Source organism: Bifidobacterium reuteri DSM 23975 (assembly GCF_000741695.1).
In the GTDB taxonomy this organism is placed as follows: Bacteria; Actinomycetota; Actinomycetes; order Actinomycetales; family Bifidobacteriaceae; genus Bifidobacterium; species Bifidobacterium reuteri.
This window is the reverse complement of the sequence record NZ_JGZK01000003.1, coordinates 171,150-188,189: the sequence shown is the minus strand read 5'-3', so window position 1 is coordinate 188,189 and position 17,040 is coordinate 171,150. Positions and strand designations below refer to the sequence as shown.

Genomic DNA, 17,040 nt, shown 5'->3' with positions numbered 1-17,040 from the left:
AAGGAAGAAGGATTGATCATGCCTACACTCGTCGTATCCATCACCTTATTTGTGCTCGCGCTGCTCATCGGCATCGAGGTCATCGGCAAGGTGCCGGCGACCCTGCACACGCCGTTGATGTCCGGCGCGAACTCCATCCACGGCATCGTCATCGTCGGCGTGGTGATTGTGGCCGCCGAAGCCAATTCGCCATTGGCCTATGTGTTCATCTTCCTGGCCGCCGTGCTCGGCACGATGAACGTGGTCGGCGGCTATGTGGTCACCGACCACATGCTGGAGATGTTCAAATCCAATAAGAACGAGAAGAAGGGAGAGTCGAAGTAATGGCCTCCGCAACCGTGGGAACCATCGACATCGTCGCCTGGTTCGTATATCTGTTCTCGGCCGTCATGTTCGTGATCGGCCTGCACTTCATGAACTCCCCGAAGACCGCGCGCAAAGGCAACCAGATCTCCGCGTTCGGCATGGTTGTTGCCGTGCTCATGGCGTTCATCGTGCTCTTCGCCAAGGGATTCGTGAACACCGTGGCCGTGGTGGTGCTCGTCGTCGGCATTCTTCTGGGCGCGGTGGCAGGTGTGGTCTCCGCCAAGAAGGTCAAGATGACCGACATGCCGCAGCTGGTCTCCGTGTTCAACACGGTGGGCGGCGGCGCGGCCGCGTTGGTGGCGTTGAACGACATCCTCACCAAGGAAGGCACGCCGGACATCGTCGTGCTCATCACCGCTGGCCTCGGCATCCTCATCGGTTCTGTGACCTTCACCGGTTCGCTGATCGCCGCCGGCAAGCTGCAGGGCATCAAATGGGTCAAGAAACTCTCGCTGCCCGGCAAGGGCGTGTGGAATGTGCTGTTCGCCGTGCTGTCCATCGCCGCATTGGTCATGCTGTGCGTCCAGCCCGAGCAGCGTCTGCTCTGGTCGATTCTGACCACCGTGTTCGCCCTGTGCTACGGCTTGGTGTTCGTCATTCCGATCGGCGGCGCCGACATGCCCGTCGTCATCTCCGTACTCAACGCATGCACCGGTACGGCCGTGGCCATGTCCGGTCTGGCCATCGACAACGTGGCGTTGATCGTGGCCGGCGCGCTCGTCGGCTCGGCCGGCGTGACCCTGTCCATCCTCATGGCCCAAGCCATGAACCGTCCGCTGCTGTCCGTCCTCGCCGGCGGCTTCGGCGGTGGTTCCGGTGCAGCCGCTGCAGGCGAGGGCCCGGAGGGCACGATGAAGGAGACCACGCCCGACGATCTGGCAGTCCAGCTCGTCTACGCGCAGAAGGTCATCTTCGTGCCCGGCTTCGGTCTGGCTCAGGCTCAGGCCCAGCGCGAGCTCGCCGACCTCGGCGAGCTGCTGAAGAACCATGGCGTCGAAGTGTCCTACGCTATCCACCCGGTCGCCGGCCGTATGCCGGGCCACATGAACGTGCTGCTCGCCGAGGCCAACGTGCCCTATGAGGAGCTCGTGGATCTCGATGAGATCAATCCGCAGTTCCCGCAGGCCAACGTGGCCCTGGTCGTCGGCGCGAACGACGTGACCAACCCGGCCGCACGCCGCCCCGGCACCCCAGTCTCCGGCATGCCGATTCTCGACGTGGACAAGGCGCAGAACGTGGTCGTCATGAAGCGCGGCCGCGGCATGGGCTACGCAGGCATCCAGAACGAGCTCTACTTCGAGGACAACACGCAGATGCTGTTCGGTGACGCGAAGAAGAGCCTGCAGGCCGTCATCGCCGCCGTCAAGGAATTGCTGGCCTGATTGCCGCAATCCATAATCCATAGAACAGGGGCTCCCCAAAGCACGCATGCAGTGCGATGGGAAGCCCCCTTTCGTTTTTGGCAATCGTAGCGATCGTGTCGGCGGATTATAGGCGATGCGCCGTGCCGGGTTCAAGTTGGCGCTACGGCGCCATCCTGGCTGTTCAGACCCGCGACTGGAATGGCGCGGACGGCAGGCCATCCCCATTGAACAACGGTGCCGGCCCCCAGCTGTACCAGCCGTAACGCACCGCCACGGGTTCGGCGACGGCATCGGATTCAACGATTACCGAATCGCCGTCAATCCGTGCGTCAGCGGGATGATAGACACCATCCATCCCCGCCACCTCAAACCCGGACAAACCAGCCGGCATCCGGTCGTACGGCAACGAGGCCGGCATTTGAGGCATCACGCCTGTGATGTTTGAGGTGACGGCCATGCGATGAACGTCGTCATCCCAGCCGTTCCACCGGTCGAATCGCAGTGCTCGTGCATGGGCGAACTGCACGCGCAGCTTCTGTGGCTGCTCCTGTGCGGGAAGGCCGCCAAGGTCGCGGGAGACCTCAGTAACCGTCGGTCCGTCAGCGGCAACATCCATGCCATAGACGTGCTCCTCGGCCACCATCGCCGCCCGCTCGCCGACTGGACGTTTGTCCGTCGGATGGATGTTGTTGAATTCGCCGGTATCGAATGTGATCACCGGGTAGGAGCCTTCGGTGTCGTGTGCCACGTCGACCTGCGCCTGACGGATATGCGGCCAGAACATCGGATCGATCCCGGACTCATATACGCTCTTATCGATCCAGCGCGGCAGCTGCACGATAAGGAACGACAGATTCCGGTCCTTCCATAGACCTCGCCATTCGCCGATCATGAGCTTGAGCAGGTCCCGATAGCTCTCATGATGTTGCTCGTCCTCTTCCCCCTGATACCACAGCACGCCGCGTGCTCCGAATGGTGCCAGGCGCGAGACCATGGCATTGAACGCCCCGGTGACATGGTATTGGGAGAACGGTGTGACCGGCGGAGGCCATGGGCACTGACCATACCGCTCGTTGAGCGTGTCCCAGGTGATGTCCGGTTCAGCGGCTTGTGCGGCACTGATTTCTACGTTCCACTTGTCGAACCGTTGTTGCCAATCCTCGGTCTCTGCGTGGAATTCAGCGTCGGTCTTACCATCGACCTGTGCATGGTACCGTTCGAGATACCCGCGTCCGGCCGCATGCGACGCCAACGTACGCTCGCTCATCCACGCCGAGACGACGTGCCTCCGACATAACAGTCGATGATTCCCACAGGCACGTCGGAGGCGAGGTCGCGGCGTAGCCGATGCGCGAAGTGATACGCTATCGCGGACATCGTGCCGCAGCTATCAGGGCAGCACGCGCGCCACGACGAGGAATCCTCCGCTGTGATGAGGTCGTCGTCCACGAACCCTGACTTCGGGACATTGAAGAACCTCAGCAACGAGTCGGACGACTCTGCCATGGTGCTGCGCGCGTGCAGGTCGTTGCGCAGCTCGAATTCGATGTTGCTCTGTCCTGTGGCAATCCATACCTCGCCCACCATTACGTTGAGATAGGTAAGGCTGATGTCTGCGCGGTCGCTGATGGTGAGCGTGTACGGTCCGCCGGCTTCCAGCGCTGGCAGGAAGATGAGCCAGTCGCCATCGGCATCTATGGTTCCCATGCCGGTGACGCTGTCCGTATCGGACATGGATGATGTGTGTATAGGCGTCTGCTCAGCGTCCGAGGTAAGGGTGACCACGACGGTCCTACCCGGCTGTCCCGTGCCAAACAGGGGAATCGGTTGGCGCCGTTGCAAGACCATATCGTGGGAGAAGATCGCCGCCGGTCTCAGTTCGGCGGCACCGGTGGGCTTGTCCGCCGCGGCTTGGATGCCGCTGGCGTCGACCCCGCTGGCATTGGCCCCCGGTGCCGGTCCTGTAGCCGTCTGTCCGTTGCCTGTCATGATCTCACGCCCTTTCGTCTCATCGGCCCAGATACCGTCACCGAGCGAGCCGATGAATTCGACGAGTTCCCTCGCCATCTCCTCATGCTCCGGCACTCGTGGATGCCCGGGAGTCGCCGACCCGTTGCGCGAATACAGGAAGTGGTGGGCGATGGCACCTGCCTTCATCGGGGGGACATTGTTTACGGTCGTGTGGCCGAATGATACGACGGAGTCATTGCCTATTGACTCATTGAACGTGCGTACGGCCTCATCGATCGCGCGGTCCCATGACGGATCATGGTATAGCACGGTGGTGGTGCATATCAGCGTCGCTTGGGGATACACTCCGTGGATGGCACGCAGGAAATCGACGTACCGGGTTCGCCAATGCCGGGCCTCGACGCCGTCATAGTCGTCGGCCATGAAGTCATGAGGATGAGAGTCGTTCTGTCCGACGGCTACGACGACCACGTGCGGCGAGTACCGGGAGAAATCCCACGGTTTGGCCGCGCCAAGCACGGGGTTGTACTCGATGCGGTCCCCAATGCCTTCCATGCCTATGTAGTCAGGCCCGTTGAACCAGCCTATGCCATCCAGCAGGGACGCGCCGCCCTGAGCGGTGACATGGACCTGAGCCCCCAGTGCACGCGCCGTAATCGCCGCGTACGAACGCCATGAATCGCTGTAGGAGCTCAGATCGACGTCCGGATCGCCCTTGCCGGCGTACAGGATGGCCTCGTTCCGTTCGCCGCAGGACACGGAGTCGCCGAATACCTCGATACGGCGTGACGGTTCCGTGGCAGTCGGCGGCATGACCTGCGCGCCGGCGTCCACGCCGAATCCCAGCAGTTCGAGGTAATGCTGTCCGTCCTGACGCTTGAACACCACGGCCTCATGCACGATGTCGGGGAGATGCTCGGCCAGTGCGAGTGTGACAGGCCCGTAGGATGCCCCATGTGCGCCATCGGCGCCGGAGGGAATACGAACCTTGGTTTCCGCTCCGTCGATGATGACACCGATATGGCTATCGCCATAACACCAATGGTTGATGAGCGTCACGGTCAGCGATGTCCCGGTGAACCGGAACGCCGCCTGAGTGTAGGGATATACCCATACCGGCCGCTCCGGATTGTCGTCATCGATGCGTCCCATGGTTCGGATGGCCGGGTTGTTGGGGAAGATGGTGATGGGCTTCTTCGCCTCCGGTAATGCGGAATTCTTGTCCGCGCACGACATTGTCATCGAATGCTCCTCATTGATGGTGTTCAGTCCGTCGATGCAGTGGTTCGGATCGATATTGCGACTTAGTTTATAATCCAAGACTCGCAACACCTTAACCGCTTCATGTGAATATGATACACTCATTGCGGACGAAACGAATCATCGGTTGATTCGGTCGCCAACGAAGGCAATGGACGCGTAGCAACGCTTCCGTCACGAACACATCATCATGAAAGGACCGTCCACATGACGCTTTCAGCAAATTTCATGTTCGGCACCGCCACGGCGTCGTACCAAATCGAGGGTGCGGTGCATGAGGGAGGACGCTGCCCCTCCATCTGGGACACGTTCTCCCACACCGGTCACACTGTCAACGGTGACACCGGCGACGTGGCCACGGACTCCTACCACCGGTACAAGGAGGACATCGCCCTGCTCAAGGACCTCGGCGTCGACGCCTACCGGTTCTCCATCGCGATGCCCCGCATCGTGCCGACCGAAGGCGGACCGACCAACGAACAGGGTCTCGATTTCTACGAGCGCGTGGTCGACGAGCTGCTCGACAACGGCATCAAGCCCGTCGCCACGCTCTACCACTGGGATCTGCCCCAGTACCTTGGGGACAAGGGCGGATGGCTGAACCGTGACACCCCCTATCGTGTCGCCGACTATACCCGCCGCGTGGCGGAACGACTCGGCGACCGAGTCGACACGTGGATCACGCTCAATGAGCCCTGGTGCTCCTCTTACCTGAGCTACGGCGGCACCGAGCACGCGCCAGGAATGGGCGGTGGCCCCGTCGCGTTCGAGGCCGTGCACCATCTCAACCTCGCCCACGGCCTGATGACCGAGACTCTTCGCGACGAGCTCGGTGAACGGGCACAGATCGCCGTTACCCTCAACCTGCAGATCAACCGTGGCGATGCCGATGCCGTGCATCGCACCGACCTGATCGGCAACCGCGTGTTCCTCGATCCGATGCTGCGTGGCTACTATCCGGACGAGCTGTTCGCCGTCACCAAGGGCATTTGCGACTGGTCGTTCATCAAGGACGGCGATCTCGAGCAGATTCATCAGCCGATCGATATGCTCGGCATCAACTACTATTCGACCGGACTCGTCGCCATGAGCGACCGTCCGCAGTTCCCCCAGTCCACCGCGGCGAGCACATTCCCCGGCTGCAGCGACATCGACTGGCTGCCGACCCCCGGCGAACACACCGAAATGGGCTGGAACATCGACCCGGACGGCATGTACGACATGCTCGTGCGTGTACACGACAACTATCCGGAGATGCCGCTGTTCATCACCGAGAACGGCATCGCCTGCGCAGACGAGATGGTCACCGAAGCCGACGGCACCAAGGCCGTGCACGACGACAAGCGCATCGACTACCTGACTCGGCACTTCGACGCGGCCCGCCGCGCGATGGAGGTCGGCGTCGACCTGCGCGGCTACTTCGTCTGGTCGCTGCTCGACAACTTCGAATGGGCGTTCGGCTACACCAAGCGCTTTGGCATCACCTATGTGGACTATGAGACGCAGGAACGTGTCCCGAAGGACAGCTTCAAGTGGTACAGGAAGCTCATCGCAACCCGTGAGCTGCCTAAGCTGTGACAATGCCGTGATGGTATTGAAGCGGCTATCTTTTTCTATGTTCCTTTGATGTGAGTGGCGGAACTCGCTCGCTCAGCACACGCTGAACGAGCGAGTTCCGCCACTCATGCAGTGCACGGGCGTTTCTGCCCGTGCACTGCATGATCCATACGCCACATTCTTCGGTTCGATGACGTCCTGCACATCGAGCCATCCCTACGAAAGGACTTCGATATGACAATGGTGTCAGCAGTCGACGGGCGTATGCTGTACGGCGGCGACTACAACCCGGAACAATGGCCCGAGGAGATCTGGGCCAAGGACATGGAACTGTTCCATGAGGCCGGCATCAATGAGGTCACGCTTAACGTGTTCTCCTGGTCCAGCCTGCAACCCGACGAGGAAACCTACGATTTCAGCCGGCTCGACCGCATCGTGGACACGGTCACCGAGGCCGGCATGAGCATCATCATGGCGACCTCCACCGGAGCGTTGCCCTCATGGCTGTCGCTCAGGTACCCCGAAGTCGAGCGCGTCGACTTCTACGGGCGCAAACACCGGCAGGGGGAGCGTCACGACGCGTGTCCGAACAGTCCCGTCTATCGCAGGCTGTCGGCGGCGCTCGCCGGCAAACTCGCCGAACGATACGGCCATCTTGAGAACCTGGTCGGCTGGCATGTGAGCAACGAGTATGGCGGGTACTGCTACTGCGAACGTTGTACTGAAGCGTTCAGGCAGTGGCTGCGCGCACACTATGCGACGATCGATGAGCTGAATGGAGCATGGAACACGGCATTCTGGAGCGGCACCTTCCATTCGTTTGATGAAATCGGCCTTCCTGATTTCGCCGGAGACGGCATCGACGGGAACCGTGCCGTGCTTCCCGGCTACACGATTGATTATCGGCGGTTTTTCAGCGATTCGATTCGCGAAGCATATCATCTTGAGAAGTTGGCGATTCGTGAGTTTGATCCGACCACGCCGGCTACCACGAACTTTATGTGGCGTTTCGACAACTACGACTATCAAGCGTGGGGAGGCGATCTCGACATCGCCTCGTGGGACTGCTATCCGCAGCGTGATACGAAGCCGTCGAGTACGGCATTCTGGCACGAGGTGATCCGCGGCATCAGACATGGCGAAACGTTCTTGCTGATGGAACAGACGCCAAGCCGCCAAAACTGGCAAGAATACTGCTATCTCAAAGCACCGGGCCAAATGCGCGAAATGAGTTGGCATGCGGTTGCACACGGTGCTGATTCGGTTCAGTTCTTCCAATTGCGCCGGTCGCGTGGCGGTTGCGAAAAGTTCCATGGTGCGGTGATTGATATCGATGGGTCGAATCGCACGCGTGTGTTCCGTGAGGTTGCACAGCTTGGTGGGGAACTGAAGGCGGTTGGTTCGCGGCTGCTTGGTTCACGTAGTACGGCGCGAGTTGCTGTGCTGTTCGACTTCCAGAATTGGTGGGGTCTTGAAGCATGCGTCGGACCGACCCGTGGACTTGATTATGTGGATGAGTGCGAACGGTATTTTGCCGAATTTGCACGACGCAACATTGCGGTTGATGTGGTGCCATTGAACGCTGACTTAAGCGATTACGATGTTGTGCTGGCGCCGTGTCTGTATATGATGCGAAACGACACAATTGCCGCGTTGCGCGAGTATGTGGACGGCGGCGGGCGCCTGCTCCTGACTACGATGTCGGCGTTGGTGGACGAACATGACAACCTGTTCCAAGGCGAATGCCCGGTGCCGCTACGCGATGTGGCCGGCGTATGGGCTGAGGAAACCGACGCGCTGCCTCCGGATATGGCTGTGCCACTGGTCGTGGGAGACTGCGCAGATGCCAAGCTGACCGACGATGCGCAGGAAATCGGCACATGCGGACTTCTGTGTGACATTCTGCATCAGGATGATGGCACGCGCGTACTGGCCCGCTATGGCGGTGACGCATTTTATGCGGGTACGCCGGCGATTACTGCGCATGGTTTTGGGGACGGTCGTTGCTGGTACGTTGGTACGATGCCTGATGCCGATGGTACGCGCATGATTGTGGATGATGTGCTGGCCGGTACAGGTATTCAAGCGACGCCTAGCCCGGATGGTACGGAGATTGTTACGCGAGTTGCTGCCGATGGTACGCGGTTCACGTTCATGCTGAACACTACTGCGCATGTACAAACGGTTGTTGCCCCGTGTGATGGCATTGACCTGCTCGCAGGCGTTGAGACTGCTGGTGCTGGCAGGACGAGCGGCGAGGCGAAGGATGGCACCGAAGGCGTGAATAAAGCCGGATGCGATGCGGCTCCTACGGTTGCTTCAGGTTCCGTTATTACGCTCGAACCTTACGGTGTGGTACTTATCGAATCCCATGCCTGATGGTTCTCGCCTGACTATTCGATCATTCTCCGTGCCGAGCATCGGCTGAGGGCGATTGCAGAATGGGGGGTGCTATCCAACACCGTGGATAGCACCCCCCCATCGTGTAGTGGCCCTCACATGGTGCGATTAAGCAAAATGGCTTAATGACGTTGCTGCTGGATGGGCGCTGAGCGATTCCATGGACGTGTAGTTATGCCTGAGAATGGCAGTATAGACCAGCAATACATAAACGCTTAAGTACGAGCTTGCATAAAAATCCATATACACCAGCCAATAACAGTGCAACACGCCGGATTCATGACGGTTTTCACTGAATATTTCAGCTGTGATGTGCCTGGCATGAAGCTACGAGTAGATACTGAAAAGTCAATAATTGCAACGATTCCAAGATGCGCAGTAAGGTGCTTGCAGATGACTTGGTCCTGTTGTGGCGGAATTGTGTTAACCCGAATACTTAACCGGTTGACAAACGCATAGGTGCGGTGTTATTCTATTCACCAACAGCGCAAAAGAGCTTTAATGCTAAGCGGCAGTAAGGTTCCTGGTGCTGTACATCGCGGCGCTTCATTGCTGAACGCTTGCGTAAACAAGGAAAAGGGACTAATCATCTCTTCACCGCTTCAGCTGTGAAGCTGACAAAGGAGACAGGTAATGAAAGCATTCAAGAAGATTGTGGCTGCAGCTACCGCCGGCTTGTGCATGGTAAGCATGGCGGCTTGCGGCGCCGGTGGTGGATCTGCAGATGGCACCGACCTGACTTACGACAAGATCGAGCTCGGCACCACTGGCAAGGACATCAAGACCACTGTCAACCTGTACAGCCAGCGTACCGATATGCTGCAGGACACCTACAACGGTACGACGTGGAAGCAGTACATTGAAGAATTCAACAAGTTGTATCCAAACATCACGGTTAAGGTCGAAGGCGGCACCAATTACGCCGATTCCGCACTGACCCGTCTGCAGGGAGGCGACTGGGGCGACATGATGATGATTCCAACTGTCGATGCCTCCGAGCTGCAGAACTACTTCCTGCCCTTCGGCACTGTCGATAATCTGAAAGATAAAATCCACTACGTGTATGCCCAGCATTACGACGGCAACGTCTACGGCATCTCCTCGACCGGTAACGCGGTCGGTATCGTCTATAACAAGGCTGTATTCAAGGCCGCCGGCATCACTGAGAATCCGAAGACTCCAGAAGAGTTCATCAACGACCTCAAGCTCATCAAGGAAAAGACTGACGCCATCCCGCTGTACACCAACTACGCGGCCGGCTGGACGATGGGCGCATGGGATGCCTACATCGGTGGTAACGCTACTGGCGACGCCAAGTACATGAATCAGGAGCTGCTGCACACGCAGGACCCGTTCTCTGACCCGGGCGACGGCACTCACGCGTACAACGTGTACAAGATTCTGTACGATGCCGTGGCTGATGGTCTGATTGAAGACGACTTCTCCACCACTGATTGGGAAGGCTCCAAGACTCAGATGAACTCCGGCAAGATCGGCACCATGGTGCTCGGCTCTTGGGCCGTCTCTCAGATCAAGTCGGTCGGCGAAAACGCTGATGACATTGGCTACATGCCGTTCCCGATCACTGTTGACGGCAAGCAGTACACTTCCTCTGCTGCTGACTATGCGTACGGTATCAACAAGGATGCTTCCAAGGAGAATCAGGAAGCCTCAATGATCTTCATCAAGTGGATGACTGAAAAGTCCCACTTCGCGACCAACGAAGGCGGTCTGCCGGTCGATAAGTCCGACTCCACGCTGCCGGATGTCTATTCCGAGTTCAAAGACGTGACCTTCGTCGAAGATGAACCGGCTGTCGAAGGCGAGGAAGATCTGTTCAACGATCTCAACTCCGATTCCGAGCTCAACATCAACGCTGCCGGCGACGCTCGCATCCAGTCCATCGTCGAAAACGCGGCCAACAAGACCAAGTCTTACGATGATCTGGTCAAGGAGTGGAACGAAAAGTGGAACGGTGCGCTGAAAACTGAGAACGTGGACGTCAAGTACACCACGGTCGTCAAGTAAGCGCGCATCCTAACCACGTAACTTCCTGACACATACTCCTCATCCATTGTTCGGGCAGTCGTCAGCAACCACGCCGAGGCTGCCCGAATCCATCCCATACCAGACTTTCCCCAATATCAGCCAAACTCCCCGCCCAGTCGTATCGCACAGGTCAGGCGAGGAATACATCGAAGAGAGGGACCTATGGCCTCGTCAGCAGCGGGAACGACGGCAGCCGTCGATATTCCCGACAATATCCAGCCAAAAGATTGGCGTAAAACCGGAATCATCGTTGCATTCTCCGCGATTCCGCTCGCTCTGCTCGTCTTCTTCACCTACCTGCCGTTCTTCAACATGGTGGGCTACAGCTTCTACAAGATGAAGTACATCGGCACTCCGAAATGGATCGGACTTCAGAACTACATTGAAGTGTTCACCCGCCCGGATACGCTGTCTTCGCTCAAACTCAGCCTGTACTACATGGCCGGAGCGCTTATCCAGGTCGCAATCGCCCTGTACCTGTCCACCATGCTGGCGTTCAAGGTGCGCGGTGGCGGTATCTTCAAGGCTGTCTACTTCTTCCCGTATCTGATTAACGGCATCGCGGTCGGCTTCATCTTCAAGTTCTTCTACACTCGCGGATACGTGTTCGATACCGTGCTCCAATGGTGCGGCTTCCAACTCGACGCTCTGCCTTACTGGCTGAAAGATCAGAGCATCAACAACTGGTCGCTGGTGGGCGCATCCATCTGGCGATACCTTGGCCAGAACGTCATCCTGTTCATCGGCGCGATCATGTCGGTCGATAAGACGCTGTATGAGGCGGCTGAAATCGACGGTGCGAACAAGTGGCAGCAATTCAAGCACATCATCCTGCCGGGCATCCAGACGATCCTCGTGCTCAACATCATCCTGTCGATCACCGGTTCGCTCTCCGCCTTCGAAGGCCCGTACGTGATCACCACCGGTGCAAACGGTACCGCGACGTACTTCGTGCTTATGGATCAGCTCGCGCATGGTAGCCAGAAGGTCGGCCTTGCATCCGCCATGGCTGTGGTGTTGCTGATGATCATCCTCATCTGCGCGTTGCTCCAGCAGATGTTCTTCAAATACGTATTCCGCGATGCCGACGATGGCGTCGCCAAGGCGAAGAAGAAAGCCGCGAAAATCGAAAGGCAGCGTCGCAAGATGGTGCTGAAGAACGCTCCGATTGTCCGCAACGGCTCCCGTAACTCCAAAGAAAAGGCGGTGGCATGATGACTGACGTTGTCGCACAGGCCAAGGCGCGCAGCCTGGCGCGCAGCAACTCCTTCTGGTACAAGGCCAAGCAAGGCGTGTTGGTGTTCTTCAAGTACTTCTCGCTGATCTTCGTGGCTTTCTGGATGGTTGTTCCGCTGGTGAGCTGCTTTGTGACTGCGGCGAAAACCACCAAGGAATACCAGTCCACGTCCGTGATGACCATGCCGTCGAACTGGTTCAATTTCGGCAACTATGTGCAGGCGTTCAAGGCCTCGAACATGGCAATCGCCTTCCGCAACTCGTTCACTGTGCTTGTGGTCGTGCTGATTATCACCACGCTTATCGGCACCATGCTCGCCTATGTGCTCTCCCGCTTCACTTTCCCCGGTAACGCGGTGATTCGCGGCCTGTTCACTGTGGCTGCTTTGCTTCCGGGCATCGCGATGCAGGTCCCGATGTACAAGATGATGGTTCAGATGCACGCCGTCAACACCATGTGGGGCTACATCCTCATGATGTGCGGCACTGATGTGATCTCCATCTACGTGTTCATCCAGTACTTCGAGAACATCTCCACCTCGCTTGACGAGGCTGCCATTATGGATGGCGCCTCCTACTGGACGATTTACTCGCGTGTCCTGCTGCCGTTGCTCAAGCCGGCTATCGTCACCTGCATGATTTTGAAGGGCGTAGGTGTGTACAACGAGTACTATGCCTCGAACTTGTACCTGCAGAAGGAAAGCCTGAAGACCGTCGCGATCGCGCTATACTCGTTCACTGGCCCGATGGGCAGCCAGTACAACCTGATCTGCGCCGGCGTGGTCATCACGTTGCTGCCGATGCTGGTTCTGTTCCTGATCTTCCAGAAGCAGATTTACAACGGCATTGCCGCCGGTGCTGTTAAGGAGTGATTCCGTTGGCTTCCGTCGGTGTGCGCCGACGGAAGCCTCACGCATATCATCGGCAAGTCTCACGATTTGCATAGCTCATGATGAAGAATCGGCTTACATAGCTGAACGACAAACGACTCATATCACAAGGATGTTTCCCATGACCCATACTCCTAACACCTTCCGCTCGCTCACCGAAGGCTGGACTGTTCGCGCGCTTAACCCGCAGGTTGCTCCTGAAGAACTGCGCGCTGCAATCACCGCTGGCATTCCGGCCACAGTCCCTGGCGAGGTTACGCTCGACCTGCTCGCAGCTGGTCTGATCGACGAACCGTTCGACGGCGACAACGAAAACCATCAGCAGTGGATTGGCGATGTTGACTGGCAGTTTGAAACCGAATTTGAATGGCACGCAAATGGGCAGACCCGCCACGATCTGGTTGCGTACGGTCTTGACACGGTTGCCACAGTGATGATCAACGGCCAGTTGGTCGGCTTCTCGCAGAACTATCATCGTTCGTATCGTTGGGATGCGCGCGGTCAGCTGCGCGACGGCATCAATACGCTTACGGTAACGTTCGCATCGTCCGTGCGTGAGTCTGATCGTCGTGAGCAGGAACTTGGCTACTATCCGCACACCGAGCATCATGCGTTCAACCAGCTGCGTAAGCCAAGCTACCAGTTCGGATGGGACTGGGGTATTGACGTTGCCAACGCTGGCATGTGGCGTGAGATCGGCATCGACTCGTGGTCTGGCGTGCGTTTTGCTGCGGTGCGTCCGCTGGTTGACGTGCTTTCGGATGGTACTGGTGTACTCAAAACCACGGTTGAGATTGAGCGCGAAGGCGAAGGTCGCGTGATGACTTCGGCCGATGCTCACACGCAGCAGAAGCCGGTTCAGGTGAGTGTGACAATCGCTGGATTCGGTGCGAACGTTACTGTAAACGGTGAGGTTGAATACGGTCGCAATACGACGACGCTGACTGCCGTTGTGCCGAATGCGCAACTGTGGTGGCCGATCGGCTACGGCGAGCAGCCGCTGTACGACGTAACTGTAACAGCTGGCGAGAATGCGGCCGAATGGACCGGTCGTGTCGGCTTCCGTACGGTGCACGTTGATACTCGCGCCGACGAAATCGGTCGACCGTTCCAGATCTACGTCAATAACGTGCCCGTGCATGCACGTGGCTACAACTGGGTGCCGGTCGATGCCTTCCTGTCTCGCGCCGACCGCGCTTTCTACGCGAAGTGTTTCAATGACCTAGTCGAATCCAACTCGAATATGGTGCGTGCGTGGGGCGGTAGCATCTACGAATCCGACGAATTCTACGATCTGGCCGACGAACTTGGCATCATGGTCTGGCAAGACTTCATGCTCGCCTGCGCCGCTTATCCGGAAGATGCCGGCACTCGCGCCGAAATCGAAGCCGAAGCGCGCGAACACATCAACCGCTTGAGCTCGCACCCGAGCTTGACCGTCTGGAACGGCTCTAACGAAAACTATGTCGCCTACTCCGAGTGGGGTGGTTTCAAGCAGGCTCTGCGTGACGACGACAAGCCCGCGAACGCGTATGGCTATGGCGAAAAAGGCTGGGGCGACTACTATTACGCCGACCTGTTCCCGAAGTTGCTCGCCGAGCTCGACCCGACGCACGTCTACCTGCCGAGCTCCCCGATGAGTTTCACGCCATTCGTTGACGCGAACAAGGACGTGGACGGGACTATGCACATCTGGGATGTGTGGAACCGCGTCGACTACCGCAAGTACGCCGACTACACGCCGCGCTTCGCCGACGAATTCGGCTATCAGGCACCGCCGGCATTCAGCACGCTCACCCGCGTGGTGCACGACGAGAAGCTTGAACCGTTCGGCAAGCAGATGCTCGTGCATCAGAAGGCAATGGGCGGCAACTACAAGCTGGCGCGCGGCATGCGCTCGCATCTGACCCCGGGCAACATCAACGATGTGAGCTACAACGCAGACGGTACACGAAACTGGCTTATCCCGACCGACGACTGGAGCAATATCGAAGACTGGCATTGGGCATGCCAGCTGCAGCAGGCGCAGGCGATCCGCTTCGGCGTTGAGCATATGCGTTCGCTTGAACCGGTCAATGCAGGTGCCTTGATCTGGCAGCTCAACGACGACTGGCCGGTCGTGTCGTGGGCCGCCGTGGATTATTACGGTCATCGCAAGCCGTTGTGGTACGCTTCGCGTGACTTCTTCGCGCCGCGTTTTGCCACGATCCAGCCGCGCGTTTCCGACAAGGCGCGCGAAGACAAGAGCTGGGAAGGTGTGCCGGTTGCGCCGGACCATCTGGAGCTGCTGGTCGCGAACGATACGCGTGACTCCTGGACCGGTACGTGGACAGTTGAACGTCGCGATTTTGCAGGCGAAGTGCTTGCCTCGCAAACGTTTGCCGATGTGACCGTAGAGGCCACGGGTCATGTTGCGCTCGCACTTGATGAAGCGGTAGCTGGATTCGGTGACGTGAACGGTGAGATTCTGGTCGCGACGCCGGTTGCGGCCGATGGCGTTGCCGGTGCGCAGTTCGCTCGCGTGATCTGCAACCCTGCCGATGTGATCGATCAGCGGCTCGACCGCAATCCATTCGAGCGACCGTTGCCGTTATGGATGATGGCCTATGATTTGACCGTAACCGCGAAGGCATACGCGCGCGACGTGTTCTGCATGGTCGATAAGGTCGATCAGGATGCGCGTATCGACGGTGGCATGGTGACGTTGCTGCCGGGCGAATCGGTGACGTGGCATATCATGGCGGCCGCCGGACTTGATCCGGCCGCGTTCATCGCTTCGAATGTGCTGCGATGCGCAAACGATCTCAAGATTTTCGTCTGAGAGCGCAGACCATTCTGACGTGAATAGGGAACAATCATGAAAAGCAGGGTGACCATCAGCGACGTGGCGCGGGCCGTGGGCGTATCCAATAGCGCGGTATCATATGCGCTGAACGGACGGCCGGGTATTTCGGAACGCACCAGGAGCAGGGTGCTACATGCCGCGCAGGAACTCGGCTGGAAGCCGAACAGCGCTGCGAGAGCCTTGTCGAAGGCGCGCGCCCATGCCATCGGACTGATTGTGACCTATTCCGCGGATGTCCTGTCTGTGGAATCGTATGCATTGGAGCTCATCGCCGGTCTGGAGACGGTTTTCGAACAGGAGGGGTATTCGCTCCTGCTGAGGTCGGCAAAAAGCCGTCTCCATGAGCTTGCCATCATGCAAGAGTGGATCGCCGATGCCACCGTGGACGCACTATTGGTGATGAACGTTGAGCTCGGTGACCCTCGCATCGCCGAGCTCAGGAAGCATACGGAATTCCCTGCGTTGCTGCTGTGCGACGCCTCGATGGCGGGCGGGCTGACCACGTTGTCCGACGACGAGGAGGAGGCTGCGCGTCTCGTTGTCGACTATTGCCATGCTCTCGGGCATCGCAGCATGGCTCGTGTGGCCGGTCCCGAAATGATGGGGCATACGCTCGTCAGGGACAAGGCGTTCGTGTCGCTGACGATGAACGCTGGGATACGGTACCGCTGTCTGCATACCGATTATTCTCCGGCGCAGGGCCGCATGAGCATCGAGCAGCTGCTGTCGTTGCCGGATCCGCCGACCGTCATTGTATGCGACAGCGGTGCGGCGGCGGTTACGGCCATTGATGTGGGACGTCGTCGCGGTATGCGCGTTCCGGAGGACTTGTCGGTGATTTCGTGGGACGATACCTTCATGTGCGAGATGGCCGATCCGAGCGTCACCTCGCTGAATCGTAATGTGTTCGGACGTGGGCGCAAGGCGGCCCGCGCGATCATCGACATGGTTGAGGGGCGGCAGGTGAAATCCGTCACCGCCTCCGACGATACGATGATTGTCCGTGACTCGACTGGGCGTCCGAAGCGGACAATCGTCCACAATGCGGTGATTGGGGATGGTGAACCGGTAAAGAACTTGTTATTGTCTAAATAAGTAGTAA

General features: G+C 58.5%; 11 protein-coding genes. 9 read left to right on the top strand and 2 right to left on the bottom strand.

What is annotated here, in order from left to right:
* Positions 1-18: 18 nt before the first annotated feature.
* Together BREU_RS03465 and BREU_RS03460 are read left to right on the top strand one after the other, a co-directional pair.
* The gene (locus BREU_RS03465) at positions 19-324 is read left to right on the top strand and encodes an NAD(P) transhydrogenase subunit alpha part 2 (protein WP_044088476.1); all 306 of its coding nucleotides are present in this window, start codon (positions 19-21) and stop codon (positions 322-324) included.
* Positions 324-1,748, top strand: a complete 1,425-nt coding sequence (locus BREU_RS03460; protein WP_044088340.1) for an NAD(P)(+) transhydrogenase (Re/Si-specific) subunit beta — start codon at positions 324-326, stop codon at positions 1,746-1,748. Before BREU_RS03465 ends, BREU_RS03460 begins: the two co-directional genes overlap by 1 nt.
* Before the next feature lie 163 nt (positions 1,749-1,911).
* Here the strand turns inward: BREU_RS03460 and BREU_RS12290 are convergent, their stop codons facing one another.
* Together BREU_RS12290 and BREU_RS12285 are read right to left on the bottom strand one after the other, a co-directional pair.
* A complete protein-coding gene (locus BREU_RS12290) occupies positions 1,912-2,997 on the bottom strand; it encodes a sialate O-acetylesterase (protein WP_238566992.1) in 1,086 nt (361 codons plus the stop codon).
* On the bottom strand, positions 2,994-5,021 hold the full coding sequence (locus BREU_RS12285) for a GDSL-type esterase/lipase family protein (protein ID WP_238566991.1): 2,028 nt from the start codon (positions 5,019-5,021) through the stop codon (positions 2,994-2,996). Before BREU_RS12285 ends, BREU_RS12290 begins: the two co-directional genes overlap by 4 nt.
* 147 nt (positions 5,022-5,168) lie before the next feature.
* Between BREU_RS12285 and BREU_RS03445 the strand changes: the two genes are divergently transcribed.
* The 7 genes from BREU_RS03445 (at position 5,169) to BREU_RS03415 (ending at position 17,033) form a co-directional block, all read left to right on the top strand.
* Positions 5,169-6,539 (top strand): GH1 family beta-glucosidase, encoded by a 1,371-nt coding sequence (locus BREU_RS03445; protein ID WP_044088338.1) that lies wholly within the window; start codon positions 5,169-5,171, stop codon positions 6,537-6,539.
* Positions 6,540-6,752: 213 nt separating this feature from the next.
* Complete coding sequence (locus BREU_RS03440) at positions 6,753-8,897, top strand: beta-galactosidase (protein WP_052382010.1); 2,145 nt, start codon at positions 6,753-6,755, stop codon at positions 8,895-8,897.
* A gap of 654 nt (positions 8,898-9,551) precedes the next feature.
* Positions 9,552-10,946, top strand: a complete 1,395-nt coding sequence (locus BREU_RS03435) for an ABC transporter substrate-binding protein (protein ID WP_044088336.1) — start codon at positions 9,552-9,554, stop codon at positions 10,944-10,946.
* A gap of 183 nt (positions 10,947-11,129) precedes the next feature.
* Positions 11,130-12,182: a carbohydrate ABC transporter permease gene (locus BREU_RS03430; protein ID WP_044088334.1), complete on the top strand. Its 1,053-nt coding sequence runs from the start codon at positions 11,130-11,132 to the stop codon at positions 12,180-12,182.
* Positions 12,179-13,075 carry a carbohydrate ABC transporter permease gene (locus tag BREU_RS03425; RefSeq protein ID WP_081886525.1) on the top strand — a complete coding sequence of 299 codons (897 nt, stop codon included), beginning with the start codon at positions 12,179-12,181 and terminating at the stop codon, positions 13,073-13,075. Before BREU_RS03430 ends, BREU_RS03425 begins: the two co-directional genes overlap by 4 nt.
* A gap of 139 nt (positions 13,076-13,214) precedes the next feature.
* Positions 13,215-15,914, top strand: coding sequence for a glycoside hydrolase family 2 protein (locus BREU_RS03420; RefSeq protein ID WP_044095806.1), 2,700 nt, complete (start codon positions 13,215-13,217; stop codon positions 15,912-15,914).
* 36 nt (positions 15,915-15,950) lie between these two features.
* Complete coding sequence (locus tag BREU_RS03415) at positions 15,951-17,033, top strand: LacI family DNA-binding transcriptional regulator (RefSeq protein ID WP_044088332.1); 1,083 nt, start codon at positions 15,951-15,953, stop codon at positions 17,031-17,033.
* The last annotated feature ends 7 nt before the right edge of the window (positions 17,034-17,040 follow it).

What these genes read in the sequence shown, in the direction of transcription:
- BREU_RS03465 (WP_044088476.1), top strand. Translation starts at nt 19, where the DNA reads ATGCCTACACTCGTCGTATCCATCACCTTATTTGTGCTCGCGCTGCTC.
- BREU_RS03460 (WP_044088340.1), top strand. Translation starts at nt 324, where the DNA reads ATGGCCTCCGCAACCGTGGGAACCATCGACATCGTCGCCTGGTTCGTA.
- BREU_RS12290 (WP_238566992.1), bottom strand. Translation starts at nt 2,997, where the DNA reads ATGAGCGAGCGTACGTTGGCGTCGCATGCGGCCGGACGCGGGTATCTC.
- BREU_RS03445 (WP_044088338.1), top strand. Translation starts at nt 5,169, where the DNA reads ATGACGCTTTCAGCAAATTTCATGTTCGGCACCGCCACGGCGTCGTAC.
- BREU_RS03440 (WP_052382010.1), top strand. Translation starts at nt 6,753, where the DNA reads ATGACAATGGTGTCAGCAGTCGACGGGCGTATGCTGTACGGCGGCGAC.
- BREU_RS03435 (WP_044088336.1), top strand. Translation starts at nt 9,552, where the DNA reads ATGAAAGCATTCAAGAAGATTGTGGCTGCAGCTACCGCCGGCTTGTGC.
- BREU_RS03430 (WP_044088334.1), top strand. Translation starts at nt 11,130, where the DNA reads ATGGCCTCGTCAGCAGCGGGAACGACGGCAGCCGTCGATATTCCCGAC.
- BREU_RS03425 (WP_081886525.1), top strand. Translation starts at nt 12,179, where the DNA reads ATGATGACTGACGTTGTCGCACAGGCCAAGGCGCGCAGCCTGGCGCGC.
- BREU_RS03420 (WP_044095806.1), top strand. Translation starts at nt 13,215, where the DNA reads ATGACCCATACTCCTAACACCTTCCGCTCGCTCACCGAAGGCTGGACT.
- BREU_RS03415 (WP_044088332.1), top strand. Translation starts at nt 15,951, where the DNA reads ATGAAAAGCAGGGTGACCATCAGCGACGTGGCGCGGGCCGTGGGCGTA.